This is a genomic window from Comamonas faecalis, assembly GCF_039538025.1.
GTDB lineage: Bacteria > Pseudomonadota > Gammaproteobacteria > Burkholderiales > Burkholderiaceae_C > Comamonas_C > Comamonas_C faecalis.
In genome coordinates, this window is record NZ_BAABBP010000029.1 from 1 (window position 1) to 16,832 (window position 16,832).

Below are 16,832 nucleotides of genomic sequence, written 5' to 3' on the forward strand. Positions count from 1 at the left end.
AGGCCGGATCCAACAGCGCGCTCAACTCGGCTATCCCGTTGGCGGGCAGTGCCTCCAACGTCTCGTTCAGGGTGATCTGCAGCAGGCTCAAAGCAAAAAAGGGAACGTGGTTAACACGCTCCCTTTTAGACCAATTCAGCCTCGCCCTGGCTTAACTGATCGGCATTGCCCGTCACTCCGGCAAAAGCCGGAGTCCGGTGACGGCGCCTCCCTCGCTGAAAGGGCAGGATATTGGCTCCGGATCAAAGTCCGGGGCCATTTTTTTCGTCCGCAGGACGGAGCGCACGGAAAGCTTGGACCGCCACCAAAACAGTTCCCCTATTCGGCACCAGGCAGCACCAGCTGCTGCCCCCAGGGTACGCCCGTCCACTGGTCATAGTGCGCCACGACGACGATGCGCTGGGACTGCAGCTGCGCCGAGGCGGCCAGCGCCTGCGCCAGGTAGCGCACCGACGCCTTGTCCAGCGCCGCCTGCGGCTCGTCGATCAGCGTCAGCGCCGCGCCGCTGGCCAGCGCCGCGGCCAGCAGCGCCTTGCGCCGGCTGCCGGTGGACAGGCGAAACATCTCCTTGTCCTGGTGCTCCACCAGCCCAAAGCCCTGCAGATGGGCCTGCCACTGCGGCTCGCTCCAGCCGGCGTGCTGGCCTGCGCACTGCGCACCCCACTGCAGCGGCGTGATCTCGGGCCAGTCCTCGCGCGTATCACGCCAGAACACCTGGGCTCGCAGTGCCGCAGGCGCCTGGGCCATCTCCGCGCCCTGCCAGCGCACGCTGCCCGCCTGCGGCGCAAGCTGGCCGGCCAGCAGGCGCAGCACGCTGGTCTTGCCCGCACCGTCGTCGCCCACCAGCAGCGTCAGGCCAGGGGGAAAATCGGCACTCCAGTCGCGCAGCAGCACCACGCCGCCAAAGCCGAGCGATACGCCCCGCAGCTGCACGGCGCCCATCGTGTCTCCATCCATTGCCCAACCCTTCCATCGTGTTGCACTACCTTGATTTTGACGCCGCCGAGGACGACGCCGGCAACCAGACCTGGGACGCGCTGGCCTGCGTAGATGTCGCCCACCTGGCGCCGCTGCAGGCCGAAATCTGCGCCGTGCTGGCCTGGGCGCACCGGCAGTTTCCCGGCGGCTGCGCGCCGCTGGATGACGGCGGGCTGTGGGACGTCGACCTGCAGTGCGAGCGCGCGAACCAGCCGCTGCAGCCCCTGCACTACGACGCTGCCAGCGGCCGGCTGCTGCCGCCGATTGCACTGGGCGAGGGGGAGCGCGCCACGCTGTCGCTCACACTGTGCTGCGTGCCGGCGCTGGCGGCCGACTTCGAGGCTGCGCTGCAGCCGGCTGACTGACGGCCGGCCAGCACACCCATCAAGGCTGCGGCTTGCCACCCGGCCCATCGCCCGGCCCTCGCGGCAGCGCCTGCGCATTGCGCTCGCGCAGCTGGGCGAGCTTCTGGCCGATCTGGATCTCCAACCCGCGCGGCACCGGCTCGTAGAACACCGGCGGCTCGATGCCCTCGGGAAAGTAGCTCTCGCCCGCGGCGAAACCACCCTCCTCGTCGTGCGCGTAGCGGTAGTCGCGCCCGTAGTCCAGCTGCTTCATCAGCTTGGTCGGTGCATTCCTCAGGTGCAGCGGCACGGGCCGCGTGCCGTCCTGGGAGACGAAGGCGCGCGCCTTCTTGTAGGCCGTGTAGCCGGCATTGCTCTTGGGCGCGGCCGCCAGGTACAGCACGGCCTGCGCCAGCGCAAGCTCGCCTTCGGGACTGCCCAGGCGCTCGTAGGTCTGCGCCGCGTCCTGCACGATCGTGAGCGCCCGCGGGTCGGCCAGGCCGATGTCCTCCCAGGCCATGCGCACGATGCGCCGCGCCAGATAGCGCGGGTCGGCGCCGCCATCGAGCATGCGCACCAGCCAGTACAGCGCGGCGTCGGGGTCGGAGCCGCGCACCGACTTGTGCAGCGCGCTGATGGTGTCGTAGAACTGCTCGCCGCCCTTGTCATAGCGGCGCATCTGCTGTCCCAGCACCGACACCAGCCATTCATCCTCGATGCGCGCCACCTTGGCCTGCGCGGCGGTGACCGCCAGCGTCTCCAGCGTGTTGAGCAGGCGGCGCGCGTCGCCGTCGGCGTAGGCAATCAGGCGCTGCAGCGCTGCGTCCTCGATCTCGGGCAGCGCGCCCAGTGCCTGCGCCTTGGCGACGATCTGGCCCAGCTCCGGCGGCGACAGCGGCTCCAGCACGTACACCGTGGCGCGCGACAGCAGCGCCGAGTTGACCTCGAACGAGGGGTTTTCCGTCGTCGCACCGACGAAGGTGAACAGCCCGCTTTCGACGTGCGGCAGGAACGCGTCCTGCTGGCTCTTGTTGAAACGGTGCACCTCGTCGACGAAGACGATGGTGCGCTGCTGCATCAGGCCGTCGCGTGCGCTCTCGGCCTGCTGCACCGCATCGCGAATGTCCTTGACGCCGCCCAGCACCGCGCTGATCGCGATGAACTGCGCGTCGAACGCCTGCGCCATCAGGCGCGCAATCGTCGTCTTGCCCACGCCGGGCGGGCCCCAGAAGATGCACGAGTGCGGGCGCCCCGACTCGAACGCCAGGCGCAGCGGCTTGCCCGGCCCCAGCACATGCTGCTGGCCGATCACCTCGGACAGCTGGCGCGGACGCAGGCGCTCGGCCAGCGGCTGGTGGAGTGGGTTGCTTGCGGACGTGGTTGTGGACATGGTGGCAATCGTAGCCCTTGGCCACGATCGCTCCAGGCCAATCCACTCCTTTTTATGATGGCTGCATGCCCACCGAACGCCGTGAATCCCTGCCCGCGCTGCTGCGCCGCGTGCGCGCCTGCCAGATGTGCGCCGCCCACCTGCCGCTGGGCCCGCGCCCGGTGCTGCAGGCAGCGCGCGGCGCGCGCATTCTGCTGGCCAGCCAGGCGCCGGGGCGCAAGGTGCACGACACCGGCATCCCGTTCAACGACGCCAGCGGCGAGCGCCTGCGCGACTGGCTGGACGTGAGCCGCGAGCAGTTCTACGACCCGCAGCTGTTCGCCATCCTGCCCATGGGCTTTTGCTACCCCGGCAAGGGGACATCGGGCGACCTGCCGCCGCGCCCCGAATGCGCGCCCGCCTGGCGCGCGCCGCTGCTGGCGCGCCTGCCGCGGCTGGAGCTGACGCTGGTGATCGGCCAGTACGCGCTGGCCTGGCACCTGCCCGACGCACCGCGCAACCTGACCGAAGCGGTACGCGGCTGGCGCGCGGCGCTGGACGGCGCCGGCCCGCACACGCTAGCCCTGCCCCACCCCAGCCCGCGCAACAACGGCTGGTTCAAGCACAACCCCTGGTTTGCCGACGAGGTGCTGCCCAGTCTGCGCGCGCATGTGGCGCAGCTGCTGCAGCGGTAGGTCAGGCTGGGGGCAGGCGGGCGCCGTGAGTTCGGCCAGCAGCGGGTTGGCGCTGGTGCCCGGAAGGCGCGCGTCCAGCAGCTCGATCACGACGTCGATGTCCTTGATGCGCTCGGCAATCGCCTTGCGCGTCAGGTGCATATGACCGGGGAACCACTGGATGGCCATGGGCTGTACCTGCACTTGTCAAACGCAGTGAAGGCACCAGGGATAATCGCCCCCATGGCTTCTTCCCCTCAGAGCAAACAGGATTCCGAGCTGCTGCTCAAGGGCACCGTCTGCGCCCTCATCGGCGCCATCATCCTGCTGGCCCCCTACGTGGCGCGTTCGCCCGACGTGCGTGAACTCATGGCGCAGGTGTACCTGGTGGGGTGGTTTGCGCTGGTGCTGGGCTGCGCGTTTCTGCTGCGCTACGGACTCATTCGCTGGCGCGGGAGGCGCTGACATGGGCAAGCCAGCTTTCGACCCTGAGCTTTTCGTTGCCCAACTGGGGAGTTGAGTAGCAGCTTATTCCAGCGCTGCCCTCATCCCGCCTCCCGCTGGCTGCGCACGGCCAGCACGAAAACGGTGTCCAGACATGGGCGGCCGCGGGGCACGGGCCGGGCTGGCCGCCCGCCCTGGGTGCGCTCGCTGAGGTATTCCATTTCCACATCAATAGAGCCCAGCCACACCCCCAGCTACACCCCCAGATACGCCTGCTGCACCGCCGGGTCGTCGATCAGCTGGCGCGCGCTGCCCGAGAGCGTGACGCGGCCGTTCTCGATGACGTAGGCGCGGTCGGCCGCCGACAGCGCGACCTGCACGTCCTGCTCGACCAGCAGCACCGTGACGCCCTGCCCGCGGATGTTGGACAGCACCCCGACGAGCTGCTGCACGATCACCGGCGCCAGGCCCAGGCTCATCTCGTCGATCATCATCAGGCGGGGAGCGGCCATCAGCGCGCGGGCCATTGCGCACATCTGCTGCTCGCCGCCCGACATGCTGCCGGCCAGCTGCGCGCGGCGCTCGCCCAGGCGCGGAAAGAGCGCGTACATGCGCTCCAGGTCGCGCCGCACCTGCGCCTTGTTCTGCCTGCGAAAAGCCCCCATCAGCAGGTTGTCCTGCACCGACATGCGGTCAAACAGCTGGCGCCCCTCGGGCACCTGCACCAGGCCCTGGCCAAAGACCTGGTCGGGCGTGCTGGCGGTGACGTCGCGGCCGGCAAACGTGATGCTGCCGGTACACGGCAGCAGGCGCGAGAGCACGCGCAACAGCGTGGTCTTGCCCGCGCCGTTGCTGCCCACGAGGGCGACGATCTCGGCCTGGCGCACCTCGATCGACAGTTCGTGCAGCACCGGCATCAGGCCGTAGCCGGCGCTGACCTGCCCAACCTGCAGCAAGGGCGTGGCGGCGGCGGTCATGCGCGCTTCTTTCCAAGATAGGCCTGCACCACGGCGGGGTCGGCCAGCACCGCGCCGGGCGTGCCGTCGGCGATCTTCTGGCCGTGGTGCAGCACCAGCAGGCGGTCAGACAGGCTGCGAATGGCCTTGATCACATGCTCGATCACCAGGATGCCGATGCCCTGCTCGCGCACCTTGCGGATCACGGCGATCACTTCCTCGATCTCGACGTGGTTGAGCCCCGCCATCACCTCGTCGCACAGCAGCAGGCGCGGCTTCATCGCCAGCGCCTTGGCCAGCTCCAGGCGCTTTCTGCCGGGGCCGCCCAGCTCGTCGGCGCGCTGGTCAGCGAATTTGCCCAAACCCACGAATTCCAGGCTCTGGCGCGCCTGCTCGCGCGCCTTGCCCAGCTGCGACTGTCCGCCGCCGTGGCCGAACAGCGCGCCGATCGCCACGTTGTCCAGCACCGACAGGCCCGGAAACGGCTGCATGATCTGGAAGGTGCGGCCAATGCCCAGCCGCGCACGCCGAAACGCCGGCAAGCGGGTGATGTTCTTGCCGTCAAGCAGCACCTCGCCCTCGATGGGGCGGATGGTGCCGCTGATCAGGTTGATCAGCGTCGTCTTGCCCGCGCCGTTGGGGCCGATCAAACCAAGGATTTCTCCCGGTGCCAGCGTGAAGCCGACGTCCGAGACGGCCACCAGGCCCGAGAAGCGCTGCGTCACGTGGCGCAGCTCCAGCAGCGGTGCGGCAGCGGCGTTCACAGCCGGTTCTCCCTGACGTTGTCGCCAAAGTAGCGCCAGCCGCGCTGGCGGATGCGCGCGGCCAGGTGCGTCAGCCCGCGCGGCATGAAGACCACGGCGGCGACGATCACCGCGCCGAAGAACAGGCTGGCAATGCTGGTCACCTCGCTGGACAGCCATTCGGAGACCGCCGCCAGCGAGAACGCGCCGATGATCGGGCCGAACACCGTGCCCGCGCCGCCAAACACGGCCATGATGATCATCTTGACGTTCAGGCTGATGTCGAAGGCGCTCTCCGGGTCGAGGAAGGTGATCCAGTAGGCGTGGATGCCGCCGGCCAGCGCGCTCATCACGCCCGAGATCGTGAACGCGGCCACCTTGTACAGCGTGGTGTTCACGCCCATCACGGTGGCGCCATCCTCGTTCTCGCGGATCGCGATCAGGCCGAAGCCGAAGCGGCTTTTGGTGAGCCACCAGACCACCAGCGTGGAGAGCACCAGCAGGCCCAGCGCCAGGCCGTAGAACAGCCGGTCGTCATTGAGCGGCGGCAGCACCAGGCCGATGTTCTGCCCGGCCAGCGGAATGTTGGAGACGATGGCCGCCATCACGCCCGCCAGCGCCAGCGTCGCAATGGCAAAGTAATGCCCGCGCAGGCGCAGCACCGGCACGCCCAGCGCCAGCGCGAAGACGACGGCCAGCAGCACGCCGAACGCCATGCCGGCGGCAAACGGCAGATGCCACTGCACCATGGCGATCGCCACGCCATAGCTGCCCAGGCCATAGAAGACCGAGTTGCCGAACGAGGGGTAGCCGGTGTAGCCGCCGATGACGTTCCAGCCCTGCGCCAGCACCGCCAGCAGCAGGGCGTTGATGCCGAACTGCACCAGCACGTCCGAGCCGAACCAGGGCACGCCGGCCAGCAGCACGAAGACCAGCGCGACGACGAGTTTCTGCCAGGTCTTCATGCCGTTCTCCCCAGCAGGCCCGTGGGCCGCACGACCAGCACCAGCACCAGAATGCCAAAGCTCGCCACGTCGACGAAGGTGGGGCCGATGTAGAGGATGGTGAGCGACTCGATGATGCCCAGCAGCAGCCCGCCGACCAGCACGCCCAGCGGGTTGTCCAGCCCGCCGATGATGGCGATCGCAAAGGACTTGAGCGTCAGCGACGCACCGATATAGGGGTTGATCTGCGAGACCGTGCCGTACAGCCCGCCCGCCGTACCCGCCAGCGCAACGCCAATGGCAAACGTCATTGCATACAGGTGGCGCGGCTCCACGCCATACAGGCGCGCCGCAACCAGGTTTTGCGCCGTCGCGCGAATCGCCCGGCCCAGGCGCGTGTGCAGCAGGAAAAGCCACATGCCGATGGTGAGCACCAGCGCCGCGCCAAACGCCGCCACGCGCACCGCCGGCAGCACCAGCGGCCCCAGGTGCCACTGGTGGCCGGCGTAGCCCGGGTTGATCGCGCGAAAGTCGGCCGAGAACGCCAGCTGCGCCAGGTAGGTGAGCACCACGTCAAGCCCGAAGGTGAGCAGCAGCGTGTTGAACATCGGCGCGCGCACGATCAGGTTCAGGATGCCGCGCTGCACCGCATAGCCCAGCGCAAACATCACCGCCGCGGTCAGCGGCAGGCCCAGAAAGGGGTCGACGTGCAGGTAGTGAAACAGATGCCAGGAGCAGTAGGCTCCCAGCATGATGAATGAGCCATGCGCCAGGTTGACGATGTTGAGCACGCCCCACACCAGGGCGAGCCCCAGGGCCATCACGGCGTAGAGCCCGCCCAGCAGCAGGCCGTTGACGAGAACCTGGGCCAGCAGTTCCACGGGCGTCCCCTTTCTCTGCGGGTCAGTGGGCGTGAGCGTTCAACAGTCGCGCAGCATCACCGCGCGTTCCATGCGGGCATCGGGTAATGCGCCTCATGCAAGAAGCCCTTGGCGCCGTAGACCTCGACCACCTTGCCGTTCTGCACCTGGATCACGATCTGCGGCAGGTCGATCTGTCCGTTGGCGCCAAACTTGATCGGGCCGTACAGGCTGTCGAAGTTGCTCGCCGCCAGCGCGTCGCGCACTTTTTGCGGATCCAGGCTGCCGGCCTTCTCCAGCGCCATGGCCACGGCCTCGACGTCGGCCGCACCGGAGGCGGCGTGGTAGTCCGGGTCATAGCCGAACCGGGCCTTGTACTCGGCGGCAAACTGCGCCGCGTCGCCGAACCAGCGGTCTTTCAGCGTCGCCTCGGGCAGCCATGCGGTCATGCCGAAGGCGTAGTCCGCGTCCTTGCCCAGCGCCTTGCGAAAGTCCTCGCTGGGCACGCCCACGGTGAAGGAGTAGAGCTTGGGCGCGACGGCCAGGCTCTTGGCATTGCGCACGAAGTTCAGGATCTCGGTCTCGTGGCCCGCCACCAGCACCGCGTCGGCGTTCTTGGCCTTCACCTGCGACAGCAGCGTGGAAAAGTCGCTGGTGTTGCTGCTGTAGCGCTCGTCCATCACCAGGTTGAAGCCGGCGGCCTTGAGCAGCGGACGCGTGCCCTCGGCGGTGGAGACGTCGAACGAATCGTCTGCGTACAGAAGCGCAACATTCTTGGGCCCGTCCTTGAGCGACTTCATCATCTCGACCGTGCTGCCAAAGTAATTGCTCGCCGGCGCCAGCGTGCCGAAGATGTACTTGAAGTCGCGCGCAAAAATCTCGTTGGATGCGCCGCCGCCCTGCACCATCGGGATCTTGTACTTCTCGGACACCACCGAGTCGGCCAGCTGGAAGTTGCTGGCAAAGCCGCCGAGCAGGAAGTTGACCTTGTCCTGCGTGACCAGCTGGGTGTACTGGCGCACCGACAGGTTCACGTCCGACTGGTTGTCGTACAGCTTGAGCGCCAGCTTGTGCTGTTTGCCGGCAACCGTCACGCCGCCGGCGGCGTTGATCTTGTCGACCGCGATCTGGTAGGCGTCGCGGTAATAGCGCCCGGTGTTGGCCACCGGCCCGGTGAGTTGCACCGATGCGCCGAGAACGATGTCCTGTGCCTGAACCGGTGCCGCGGCCGCCATTGCAAGGCCCAGCGCGCACAACGAAGACACGAGGTGCAGCGATTTCATCAACATTGCCGTCTCCTTCGCTTTCAAGACCCGTCTGTCGACGCACGGCCCGATCCAGCCAGTGCAAGACGGTACGAAGTCAGGCTACTCCCGGTGCAATAAAGACATTGCAGGCGTGGACTTTGGGCGCACGCCTCTTCAGCGGCACGCGGCAGCTGCCGCAAAGAAGAGGCGTAGCCGGGAAGGCGGGCGAAGCCGCGTCAGGATCGGCGCCGCGCGTGCGGCATGTGAAAGTCCAGCGCCCGCATGGCCATCAGGGTTTCGACGAAGAAACTCAGCAGCGCCAGCATGAAGGCCAGCACGCCGGTGAGAAACCCATTTGCGGCCCAGCGGCTGGTGGCCCAGTCCAGCGTCTCGCCGACGAAGAGCACGACGATGGTCAGTCCGATCAGCAGCGCGCACAGCGTCAGCAGGCCGATGCATACATTGGCCAGGCGCCCGCGCCGGCGCAGCCAGGCCAGCTCCTGCAGCGCAAGCTGCAGCTCCTGCGCTTCCTGGCAGGCCAGCGCACGCTCTTCCACCTTGCGCCCGCGGTCGATGATGCGCGCCAGCCGCCCGGCGACCACGCCCATCATGCCGGCCACCGCGGTGAGCAGAAACACCGGCGCCACCGCCAGCTGGATGCTGTGCGTGATGCCCGAAGGATCGAGTGGCAGTGCCATGGCAATCACCTGCGCCTACTGGCGCAGCACGTCCGCGCCGGCCGGCGGCGTGAAGCGGAAGGTGGCGGCAGGCAGCGGGTTGTTGGTCTGCAGGCCCTCGAAGCGAATCAGCGAGTGCTGGCCGAAGCTGTCCTCGATGTCCAGCGCCGCCAACTGCTGGCCGGCAAAGCCCACGCGCACGTTGCGGATCTGGCCGTCTGCCGCCTTGGGCGTGGCCAGCACCCAGTGCAGGCCGTCCGCGTCGGGGGCGTTGTCCAGCGTGAACTCGGCACGCAGCGCCGCCATGTCGGGCGCAGTGGCCAGCAGCGCCGCGGGGGTAGCGCCCAGCGCCTGGTCCTGGGCGCGCTCGGTCACCTGATTCAGGTCTTCGTCATACAGCCACAGCGTGCGCCCGTCGGCAATGATGGACTGGGCAAACGGCTTGTCGTAGACAAAGCTGAAGCGCCCCGGGCGCTCGAACGCAAAGTGCCCGCTGGACACCTTGGGCGCCGCCACCTCGCCCGCGCGCGGCGGCGCCGTCACGGTCTGGGTGAACGCGGCGCTGCCGCTGCGCGCGTTTTGCAAAAACTGCGCCAGGCTCTGCAGGCCATCGGCCCAGGCCAGCGGCACGCCGGCCAGTGCCAGCAGCAGGGCTGCCAGGGGTTTTTTCATGAGTCCGTCCTTGCGCATGCGCCAAAGGTGGGGAAATTCAGGTGTGCCAGTGTGCACCCGGCGGCGGCGCCGTCAATCCTCGCGCGCGGGCACCAATACTTCACGCTGGCCGCTGGAGGTCAGCGCGCTGACCAGGCCGGCGCGCTCCATCTGCTCCAGCAGGTTGGCCGAGCGGTTGTAGCCGATGCGCAGCTTGCGCTGCACATAGGAGATGCTGGCCTTGCGGTCCTTGAGCACCACCTCGACGGCCTGGTCGTACATCGGATCCTTCTCGCCGTCGGCGTCGCCCCCGTCCAGGCCCAGGCCGGCGTCGTCGCTGCCCTCGCCGCCTTCGAGCACGCCTTCGATGTAGTCGGGCTCGCCCTGCTCCTTCAGGTAGCTGACGACGCGGTGCACCTCGTCGTCGCTGACGAAGGCGCCGTGCACACGCACCGGCAGGCCGGTGCCGCTGGCCATGTAGAGCATGTCGCCCATGCCCAGCAGGGTTTCGGCGCCCATCTGATCCAGAATGGTGCGGCTGTCGATCTTGCTGCCCACCGAGAACGCAATGCGCGTGGGAATGTTGGCCTTGATGAGACCGGTGATCACGTCGACGCTCGGGCGCTGCGTCGCCAGGATCAGGTGGATGCCGGCGGCGCGCGCCTTCTGCGCCAGGCGGGCGATCAGCTCCTCGATCTTCTTGCCCACGACCATCATCAGGTCGGCCAGCTCGTCGATGATGACCACGATGTGCGGCAGCCGGGTCAGCGGCTCGGGCTCCTCGGGCGTCAGGCTGAAGGGGTTGCCGATCGACTCCTCGCGCGCGGCGGCCTCGTCGATCTTGGCGTTGAAGCCCGCCAGGTTGCGCACGCCCAGCTTGCTCATCAGCTTGTAGCGCCGCTCCATCTCGGCCACGCACCAGTTCAGGCCGTGCGCAGCCTGCTTCATGTCGGTCACCACCGGGCACAGCAGGTGCGGAATGCCCTCGTAGACGCTCATCTCCAGCATCTTGGGGTCGATCATCATCAGGCGCACGTCGCGCGCCTCGGCCTTGTACAGCAGCGACAGAATCATCGCGTTGATGCCCACCGACTTGCCCGAGCCGGTCGTGCCCGCCACCAGGCAGTGCGGCATCTTGGCCAGGTCGGCCACCACGGGCTTGCCGACGATGTCCTTGCCCAGGCCCACGGTCAGCAGGCTCTTGGCGTCGTGGTAGACCTGCGAGCCCAGGATCTCCGACAGGCGGATCATCTGGCGCTTGGCGTTGGGCAATTCGAGGGCCATCGTCGTCTTGCCGGGCACGGTCTCGACCACGCGGATCGACACCAGCGAGAGCGAGCGCGCCAGATCCTTTGCCAGGTTGACCACCTGCGAGCCCTTGACGCCGGTGGCCGGCTCGATCTCGTAGCGGGTGATGACCGGGCCAGGCTGTGCCGCCACCACGGTCACCTCGACGCCGAAGTCCTTGAGCTTTTTCTCGATCAGGCGGCTGGTCATCTCCAGCACCTCGGGCGAGACCGTCTCGCGCTGCGCCGCGGCCGCGTCCAGCAGATCGACCTGGGGCAGGCTGCTGTCGGGCATCTCGGTGAACAGCGGTTTTTGCCGCTCCTTGACCACGCGCGTGCTCGGCACCGCCTCGACCAGCACCGGCTCGACAATGGTCACCGGCTGCGGGTGGTGCGCCTCGATGTCGTGGCGCTCTTCCTTCAGCACCGCCTCGCGCTCACGCGCGGCGCGCCGCCCCTCGGCCTGGTCGCGCGCGCGCTCGCGCCGCGCCAGCCCGCCAAGCACCAGCGCGTCGATGCGCGCGCCCAGGCTCTCGGCCAGCCGGCCCCACGAGAAGCCGAACACCAGCGCCATGCCCAGCACCAGCGCAATCACGCCCAGCAGCCCCGAGCCGGTAAAGCCCAGCCAGCGCTCGGCCAGCGGCCCGGCCAGATAGCCCAGCACGCCGCCGGCGTGGCCCGGCAGCTGCGGCTCGAAGCGGTACATGCGCGACCACTCCAGCGCCGAGCTGGTCGTCAGCAGCAGCACCAGGCCCGCGCCATGCACGGCGCGCTCGCGCCAGCCGGGCGCTCCGCTGCCCGCGCGCATCCAGCGCGCCAGCGACGCCAGCCAGCCATGCACCGCGGCGGCCACCAGCCACCAGACGGAAAAGCCGAACAGAAAATAGCTGGCATCGGCCAGCCAGGCGCCCAGGCGCCCCATCCAGTTCGCGGGCGCATCCGCGCCGCTCAGGCCCGATGTGGACCAGGCCGCGTCCTGTGCCGAATAACTTGCCAGCGCCAGCAGCCACACCACCAGGGCCAGCAGGCCCAGCAGCAAAACCAGCTCGTGGCCCAGGCGCAAGACCCCCGACCGGGGCGCCGAGCGCGCCGCCGCGGAGGCATTCAGGGTATTGAGGGAATAGGTCATACGAAGCAACCCGCAAGCTTAACCCATGGCCCTGCCCGGTTGCCCCAGGCCAGTCGGCGCGATAAGCGCGATACTTGCCGTTTCACCTTTGTTGCCCAACAAACAGCGATCCGCCATGACGACCAACACGCACGCCAAAGTCCTGATCCTCGGCTCCGGCCCCGCCGGCTACACCGCCGCCATCTACGCCGCCCGCGCCAACCTCAACCCGGTGCTGATCACCGGCATGGCCCAGGGCGGGCAGCTGACCACGACCACCGACGTGGACAACTGGCCCGCCGACGTCAACGGAGTGCAGGGCCCCGAGCTGATGCAGCGCTTTCTGGAGCACGCCGAGCGCTTCGAGGCAAAAATCGTCTTCGACCAGATCAACGAGGTCGACCTGTCCAAGCGCCCGTTCACGCTCAAGGGCGACAGCGACCAGTACACCTGCGACAGCCTGATCATCGCCACCGGCGCGTCGGCCAAATACCTGGGCCTGCCCAGCGAAGAGTCCTTCATGGGCCGCGGCGTGTCGGCCTGCGCCACCTGCGACGGCTTCTTCTACCGCGAACAGCCCGTGTGCGTGATCGGCGGCGGCAACACCGCCGTCGAGGAAGCGCTGTACCTGGCCAACATTGCCAGCAAGGTCACGCTGGTGCACCGGCGCGACAAGTTCCGCGCCGAGCCCATCCTGGTCGACAAGCTGATGGAGCGCGTCGCCGCGGGCAAGATCGAGCTCAAGACCTTCTTCACCCTCGATGAGGTGCTGGGCGACGACAGCGGCGTGACCGGCATCCGCATCAAGAGCACGCAGGACGGCCACACGGAGGACATCGCGCTGCAGGGCTGCTTCATCGCCATCGGCCACGCGCCCAACACCGACATCTTCAAGGGCCAGCTGGAGATGGAAGGCGGCTACATCACCACCCAGGGCGGCCACAAGGGCTTTGCCACACAAACCAGCGTGGCCGGCGTGTTTGCCGCCGGCGACGTGCAGGACTACGTCTACCGCCAGGCCATCACCAGCGCCGGCACCGGCTGCATGGCGGCGCTGGACGCGCAGCGTTTCCTGGAACAGCAGGAATAAGAACGTGTTCACGATCTCCACGCGGGTGTGCAGGCGCGGAATCGGGCGCCCCTTCGCGCGAGATCGTGAACACGTTCCAAGGGCAACCGCGCTATAATGCGCGGCTTTGCTGAATTTGGGCCCGCCCGAAGGACGCCGGGTTACCGCCACCCGATGCAATTGGCGAGGTGAGGTTGCAGGCCGATGCATGTCAAGTGCACAGGGCCTGCGGCCGTGCAATTACGGAAAAGTCCACAATGGCACGCGTATGTGAAGTCACGGGCAAGAAGCCCCAGGTGGGACACAAGGTCTCCCACTCCAACATCAAGACCAAGCGCCGCTTTCTGCCCAACCTGCAGTACAAGCGCTTCTGGGTTGAGAACGAGAACCGCTGGGTGCGCCTGCGCGTTTCCAGCGCCGCCCTGCGCCTGATCGACAAGAACGGCATCGAGTCCGTGCTCGCAGACATGCGCGCGCGTGGTCAGGCCTGATTTTCTTTAAAGGAGAAACACCATGGCCACCAAAGGCGGACGCGAAAAAATCAAGCTGGTTTCCACTGCGGAGACCGGCCACTTCTACACCACCACCAAGAACAAGAAGACGATGCCCGAGAAGATGAGCATCATCAAGTTCGACCCCAAGGCGCGCAAGCACGTCGAATACAAGGAAGCCAAGCTGAAGTAATTCGGCCCCGCTCCTGCAAAAACCGCCATGGCTTGCGCCCTGGCGGTTTTTTTACGCTGAAGGCGCGGGCGTCAACGTGAAGCAACGCACGCCCCCTTCTTCGTCATTCCGGCGAAAGCCGGAATCCAGGGCCGCGACCCTGGACCCCTGTCCCTCGCCCAACGTCAACTCCGCTGCCACACAGCAGCAAAAAAACCATCCGTCTGGTGTCGGTGCGGCCACAGGCGCAGGTAACGCTGGCCGTCCTCGCCGCCGCTGCACAGACCGACCGCGCCCTCCACCTTCAGCTGCGCCAGCAGGTCGCCTGCGGCCAGCGGTGTGAAATCGGCATGCGCCGCGCCAAAGGCCTCGGCAATCGCCTCGTTCTCCCCAGGCAACACGCTGCAGGTGGCATAGACCAGGCGGCCGCCACTTTTGACCAGACGCGCGGCACTTGCCAGGATCGCCGCCTGTTTGGCGCAAAGCTCCTGCACCGCCTGCGGGCTCTGGCGCCACTTCAGATCGGGGTTGCGCCGCAGTGTGCCCAGGCCGCTGCACGGCGCATCGACCAGCACACGGTCGATCTTGCCCGCCAGGCGCTTGACGCGCTCGTCGCGCTCATGCGCCAGCGCCGCCGGATGCACGTTCGACAGTCCCGAGCGCGCCAGCCGGGGCTTGAGGGCATCGAGCCGGTGGCCGGACACGTCGAACGCATACAGCCGACCGGTGTTGCGCATCTGCGCGCCAATCGCCAGCGTCTTGCCGCCTGCGCCGGCGCAAAAATCCACCACCATTTCGCCGCGGCGCGCGTCCAGCAGCAACGCCAGCAGCTGCGAGCCCTCGTCCTGCACCTCGACGGCACCGCGTGTGAACGCGTCCAGGCGGTTCAGCGCCGGCTTGCCCTGCACGCGCAGGCCCCAAGGTGAATAAGGCGTGGCCACGGCCTCGATGCCCGCCTGCGCCAGCTCCTTGCGCACCTCCTCGCGCTTGGCCTTGAGCAGATTCACACGCAAATCCAGCGGTGCCTGCTGCTGCAGACTCTCGGCCAACGGCCAGAAATCCGCGCCCAGCTGCGCCTTGAGCGGCTCCGCCAGCCACTGCGGCAGGTTGTGGCGCTGGGGCTCCAGCAGGTCGGCCTCGGACACCGCGTCGCAGTCGTCCACCCAGGCGCGCTCCTGGGGTGTCAGCGCGCTCTTGAGAAAGTCGCGCGGCCCGGCAAAGCCAAGAATGGCCAGGCGCCGCTCGCGCGGGCCGTTGCCCGAGCGTGCCAATTGCTCGAACAGCAGTTTCCTGCGCAGCACGGTGTACGCGGTCTCAGCCAGCGTCGCGCGCTCGCGCGGACCCAGACTGCGGTGGTTGCGAAAGTAGCGCGACACCACGGCATCCGCCGGGTGCTCGAAAGTCAGAACTTGCTGCAGCAACTCGGCGCAGGCGTCCAGAAGGGCTTTGGGATGCATGGGGGGATTGTCCCATTGCCGGCACGTGTCTCGGCCGGGGGCACGCTCACGCGCGCAGCAGCGCCGCGATTGCCCGCGGATAAATCACATGCTCCTGCGTCAACACGCGCGCGGCCAATGTGTCGGCGGTGTCGCCGGGCAGCACCGGTACCACGGCCTGCTCCAGGATGGGGCCTACGTCCAGTTCTGCCGTGACCTGGTGCACGGTGGCACCGGCGAATTTGCAGCCGGCGTCGATCGCCCGCTGGTGGGTGTGCAGGCCGGTGAAGGCCGGCAGCAGCGACGGGTGGATGTTGAGCAGCCGCCCGGCGTAATGCGTGACGAAGCCCGGCGTGAGGATGCGCATGAAGCCCGCCAGCACGACCAGCGCGGGCTGGTGGCGGTCGATCAGCTGCATCAGCGCGGCGTCGAAATCGTCGCGGCTGGCAAAGCCCTTGTGGTCCAGCGCTTCGGTGGCAATGCCCTGGCTGCGGGCAAACTCCAGGCCTTTGGCGTCCGCCTTGTTGCTGACGACGGCGGCCACGCGCGCCCCCAGGGTGCGCGCCCAGTCCTGTTGCTGCGCCGCGCGCACGATGGCGGCCATGTTGGAGCCGCCGCCAGAGATCAGAATCACGATGTTTTTCATGTTCCCCGGATTATCCCTGCCATGCCCTTCGATCCCCGCACCCAGCCACTGACCGCGGCGCAAGCGCGCGTGCTTGCCACGCTGCTCGAAAAGTCGCGCACCGTCCCCGACAGCTACCCGCTGACGCTCAACAGCCTGGTGGCCGGCTGCAACCAGAAGACCAGCCGCGAGCCGGTGATGCAGCTGGCCGAAGCCGACGTGCTGGCCGCGCTGGACGCGCTGCGTGACCGCACGCTGGTCGTCGAGATCGGCGGCGCACGCGTGGCGCGCTGGGAGCACAACTTCGAGCGCGGCATTGGCGTGCCGATGCAGGCGGCGGCGCTGCTGGGCCTGTTGATGCTGCGCGGCCCGCAGACCGCGGCCGAGCTGCGCCTGAACGCCGAACGCTGGCACCGCTTTGCCGACACATCTTCGGTCGAGGCGTTCTTGCAGGAGCTGGCCGAGCGCAGCGACGAGCGCGGCGGGCCGCTCGCCCTGTTGCTGCCCAAGGCGCCGGGCGCACGCGAAGCGCGCTGGGCACAGCTGCTGTGCGGGCCGGTCGACCTGGCCGCCATCGCGCAGCCGGCCGTGGCGGGCAGCGGCGGCGACGCGCTGGCGCAGCGCGTGCAGGCGCTGGAAGATCAGGTCGCACAGCTGCAGGCGCAGGTGCAGGCCTTGATGCAGCAGCAGCCGTAGCCGCACCGCCGCGTGTCCTCGGGGGGCCGCAGGGTGGGGCCGGATGTCTCGCCGCTGACAGC

19 protein-coding genes and 1 pseudogene are annotated in these 16,832 nt (G+C 68.0%); 7 read left to right on the plus strand and 13 right to left on the minus strand.

The features are described from left to right. Positions 1 to 318: 318 nt before the first annotated feature. A complete protein-coding gene (locus ABD767_RS13830) occupies positions 319 to 957 on the minus strand; it encodes an ABC transporter ATP-binding protein (RefSeq protein ID WP_344869826.1) in 639 nt (212 codons plus the stop codon). Here ABD767_RS13830 and ABD767_RS13835 point away from each other — a divergent pair. Continuing rightward, on the plus strand, positions 957 to 1,343 hold the full coding sequence (locus ABD767_RS13835; protein ID WP_344869827.1) for a hypothetical protein: 387 nt from the start codon (positions 957 to 959) through the stop codon (positions 1,341 to 1,343). The two genes, ABD767_RS13830 and ABD767_RS13835, sit on opposite strands and share 1 nt — an antisense overlap. A 19-nt stretch (positions 1,344 to 1,362) precedes the next feature. On the opposite strand, the gene ABD767_RS13840 is transcribed toward ABD767_RS13835, so the two are convergent. Further along, entirely contained in the window at positions 1,363 to 2,712 is a 1,350-nt protein-coding gene (locus ABD767_RS13840) for a replication-associated recombination protein A (RefSeq protein WP_344869828.1), read from the minus strand. Positions 2,713 to 2,777: 65 nt separating this feature from the next. Between ABD767_RS13840 and ABD767_RS13845 the strand changes: the two genes are divergently transcribed. Further along, positions 2,778 to 3,386 carry a uracil-DNA glycosylase family protein gene (locus tag ABD767_RS13845; RefSeq protein ID WP_344869829.1) on the plus strand — a complete coding sequence of 203 codons (609 nt, stop codon included), beginning with the start codon at positions 2,778 to 2,780 and terminating at the stop codon, positions 3,384 to 3,386. Between the two features lie 24 nt (positions 3,387 to 3,410). On the opposite strand, the pseudogene ABD767_RS13850 reads toward ABD767_RS13845, so the two are convergent. Further along, positions 3,411 to 3,554, minus strand: a pseudogene (locus tag ABD767_RS13850) (ribosome biogenesis GTPase YlqF); the annotation flags it as partial. A 54-nt stretch (positions 3,555 to 3,608) separates the two neighbouring features. Between ABD767_RS13850 and ABD767_RS13855 the strand changes: the two are divergent. Continuing rightward, positions 3,609 to 3,830 carry a hypothetical protein gene (locus tag ABD767_RS13855; RefSeq protein WP_103045306.1) on the plus strand — a complete coding sequence of 74 codons (222 nt, stop codon included), beginning with the start codon at positions 3,609 to 3,611 and terminating at the stop codon, positions 3,828 to 3,830. A 233-nt stretch (positions 3,831 to 4,063) separates the two neighbouring features. Here the strand turns inward: ABD767_RS13855 and ABD767_RS13860 are convergent, their stop codons facing one another. The 8 genes from ABD767_RS13860 to ABD767_RS13895 form a co-directional block, all read right to left on the minus strand. Continuing rightward, complete coding sequence (locus ABD767_RS13860; protein WP_103045307.1) at positions 4,064 to 4,786, minus strand: ATP-binding cassette domain-containing protein; 723 nt, start codon at positions 4,784 to 4,786, stop codon at positions 4,064 to 4,066. Next, positions 4,783 to 5,529, minus strand: a complete 747-nt coding sequence (locus ABD767_RS13865) for an ABC transporter ATP-binding protein (RefSeq protein ID WP_344869830.1) — start codon at positions 5,527 to 5,529, stop codon at positions 4,783 to 4,785. The genes ABD767_RS13860 and ABD767_RS13865 overlap by 4 nt, the downstream gene beginning before the upstream one ends. Further along, positions 5,526 to 6,473 carry an ABC transporter permease subunit gene (locus tag ABD767_RS13870; protein ID WP_103045308.1) on the minus strand — a complete coding sequence of 316 codons (948 nt, stop codon included), beginning with the start codon at positions 6,471 to 6,473 and terminating at the stop codon, positions 5,526 to 5,528. The genes ABD767_RS13865 and ABD767_RS13870 overlap by 4 nt, the downstream gene beginning before the upstream one ends. Beyond that, positions 6,470 to 7,333 (minus strand): ABC transporter permease subunit, encoded by an 864-nt coding sequence (locus tag ABD767_RS13875; protein ID WP_103045309.1) that lies wholly within the window; start codon positions 7,331 to 7,333, stop codon positions 6,470 to 6,472. Before ABD767_RS13875 ends, ABD767_RS13870 begins: the two co-directional genes overlap by 4 nt. Positions 7,334 to 7,389: 56 nt before the next feature. Beyond that, complete coding sequence (locus tag ABD767_RS13880; protein WP_103045310.1) at positions 7,390 to 8,601, minus strand: ABC transporter substrate-binding protein; 1,212 nt, start codon at positions 8,599 to 8,601, stop codon at positions 7,390 to 7,392. Between the two features lie 194 nt (positions 8,602 to 8,795). Then, positions 8,796 to 9,257, minus strand: a complete 462-nt coding sequence (locus ABD767_RS13885; RefSeq protein WP_103045311.1) for a DUF2721 domain-containing protein — start codon at positions 9,255 to 9,257, stop codon at positions 8,796 to 8,798. A gap of 15 nt (positions 9,258 to 9,272) precedes the next feature. Further along, entirely contained in the window at positions 9,273 to 9,908 is a 636-nt protein-coding gene (lolA, locus tag ABD767_RS13890) for an outer membrane lipoprotein periplasmic chaperone LolA (protein WP_103045327.1), read from the minus strand. A 72-nt stretch (positions 9,909 to 9,980) separates the two neighbouring features. Then, entirely contained in the window at positions 9,981 to 12,302 is a 2,322-nt protein-coding gene (locus ABD767_RS13895) for a DNA translocase FtsK 4TM domain-containing protein (RefSeq protein WP_103045312.1), read from the minus strand. A 115-nt stretch (positions 12,303 to 12,417) separates the two neighbouring features. On the opposite strand from ABD767_RS13895, the gene trxB reads away from it, so the two are divergent. The 3 genes from trxB to rpmG all read left to right on the plus strand — a co-directional run bounded on the left by trxB (position 12,418) and on the right by rpmG (position 14,034). Beyond that, on the plus strand, positions 12,418 to 13,371 hold the full coding sequence (gene trxB / locus ABD767_RS13900; protein WP_103045313.1) for a thioredoxin-disulfide reductase: 954 nt from the start codon (positions 12,418 to 12,420) through the stop codon (positions 13,369 to 13,371). A gap of 236 nt (positions 13,372 to 13,607) precedes the next feature. Then, positions 13,608 to 13,841 carry a 50S ribosomal protein L28 gene (gene rpmB / locus ABD767_RS13905; protein ID WP_103045314.1) on the plus strand — a complete coding sequence of 78 codons (234 nt, stop codon included), beginning with the start codon at positions 13,608 to 13,610 and terminating at the stop codon, positions 13,839 to 13,841. Positions 13,842 to 13,863: 22 nt separating this feature from the next. After that, positions 13,864 to 14,034: a 50S ribosomal protein L33 gene (gene rpmG / locus ABD767_RS13910; protein WP_103045315.1), complete on the plus strand. Its 171-nt coding sequence runs from the start codon at positions 13,864 to 13,866 to the stop codon at positions 14,032 to 14,034. A gap of 164 nt (positions 14,035 to 14,198) precedes the next feature. On the opposite strand, the gene ABD767_RS13915 is transcribed toward rpmG, so the two are convergent. Beyond that, positions 14,199 to 15,470, minus strand: a complete 1,272-nt coding sequence (locus ABD767_RS13915) for an RsmB/NOP family class I SAM-dependent RNA methyltransferase (protein ID WP_103045316.1) — start codon at positions 15,468 to 15,470, stop codon at positions 14,199 to 14,201. Positions 15,471 to 15,516: 46 nt separating this feature from the next. Next, positions 15,517 to 16,095 (minus strand): phosphoribosylglycinamide formyltransferase, encoded by a 579-nt coding sequence (purN, locus tag ABD767_RS13920; protein ID WP_103045317.1) that lies wholly within the window; start codon positions 16,093 to 16,095, stop codon positions 15,517 to 15,519. 21 nt (positions 16,096 to 16,116) lie between these two features. Between purN and ABD767_RS13925 the strand changes: the two genes are divergently transcribed. Then, a complete protein-coding gene (locus ABD767_RS13925) occupies positions 16,117 to 16,770 on the plus strand; it encodes a DUF480 domain-containing protein (protein ID WP_103045318.1) in 654 nt (217 codons plus the stop codon). Positions 16,771 to 16,832 lie beyond the last annotated feature (62 nt).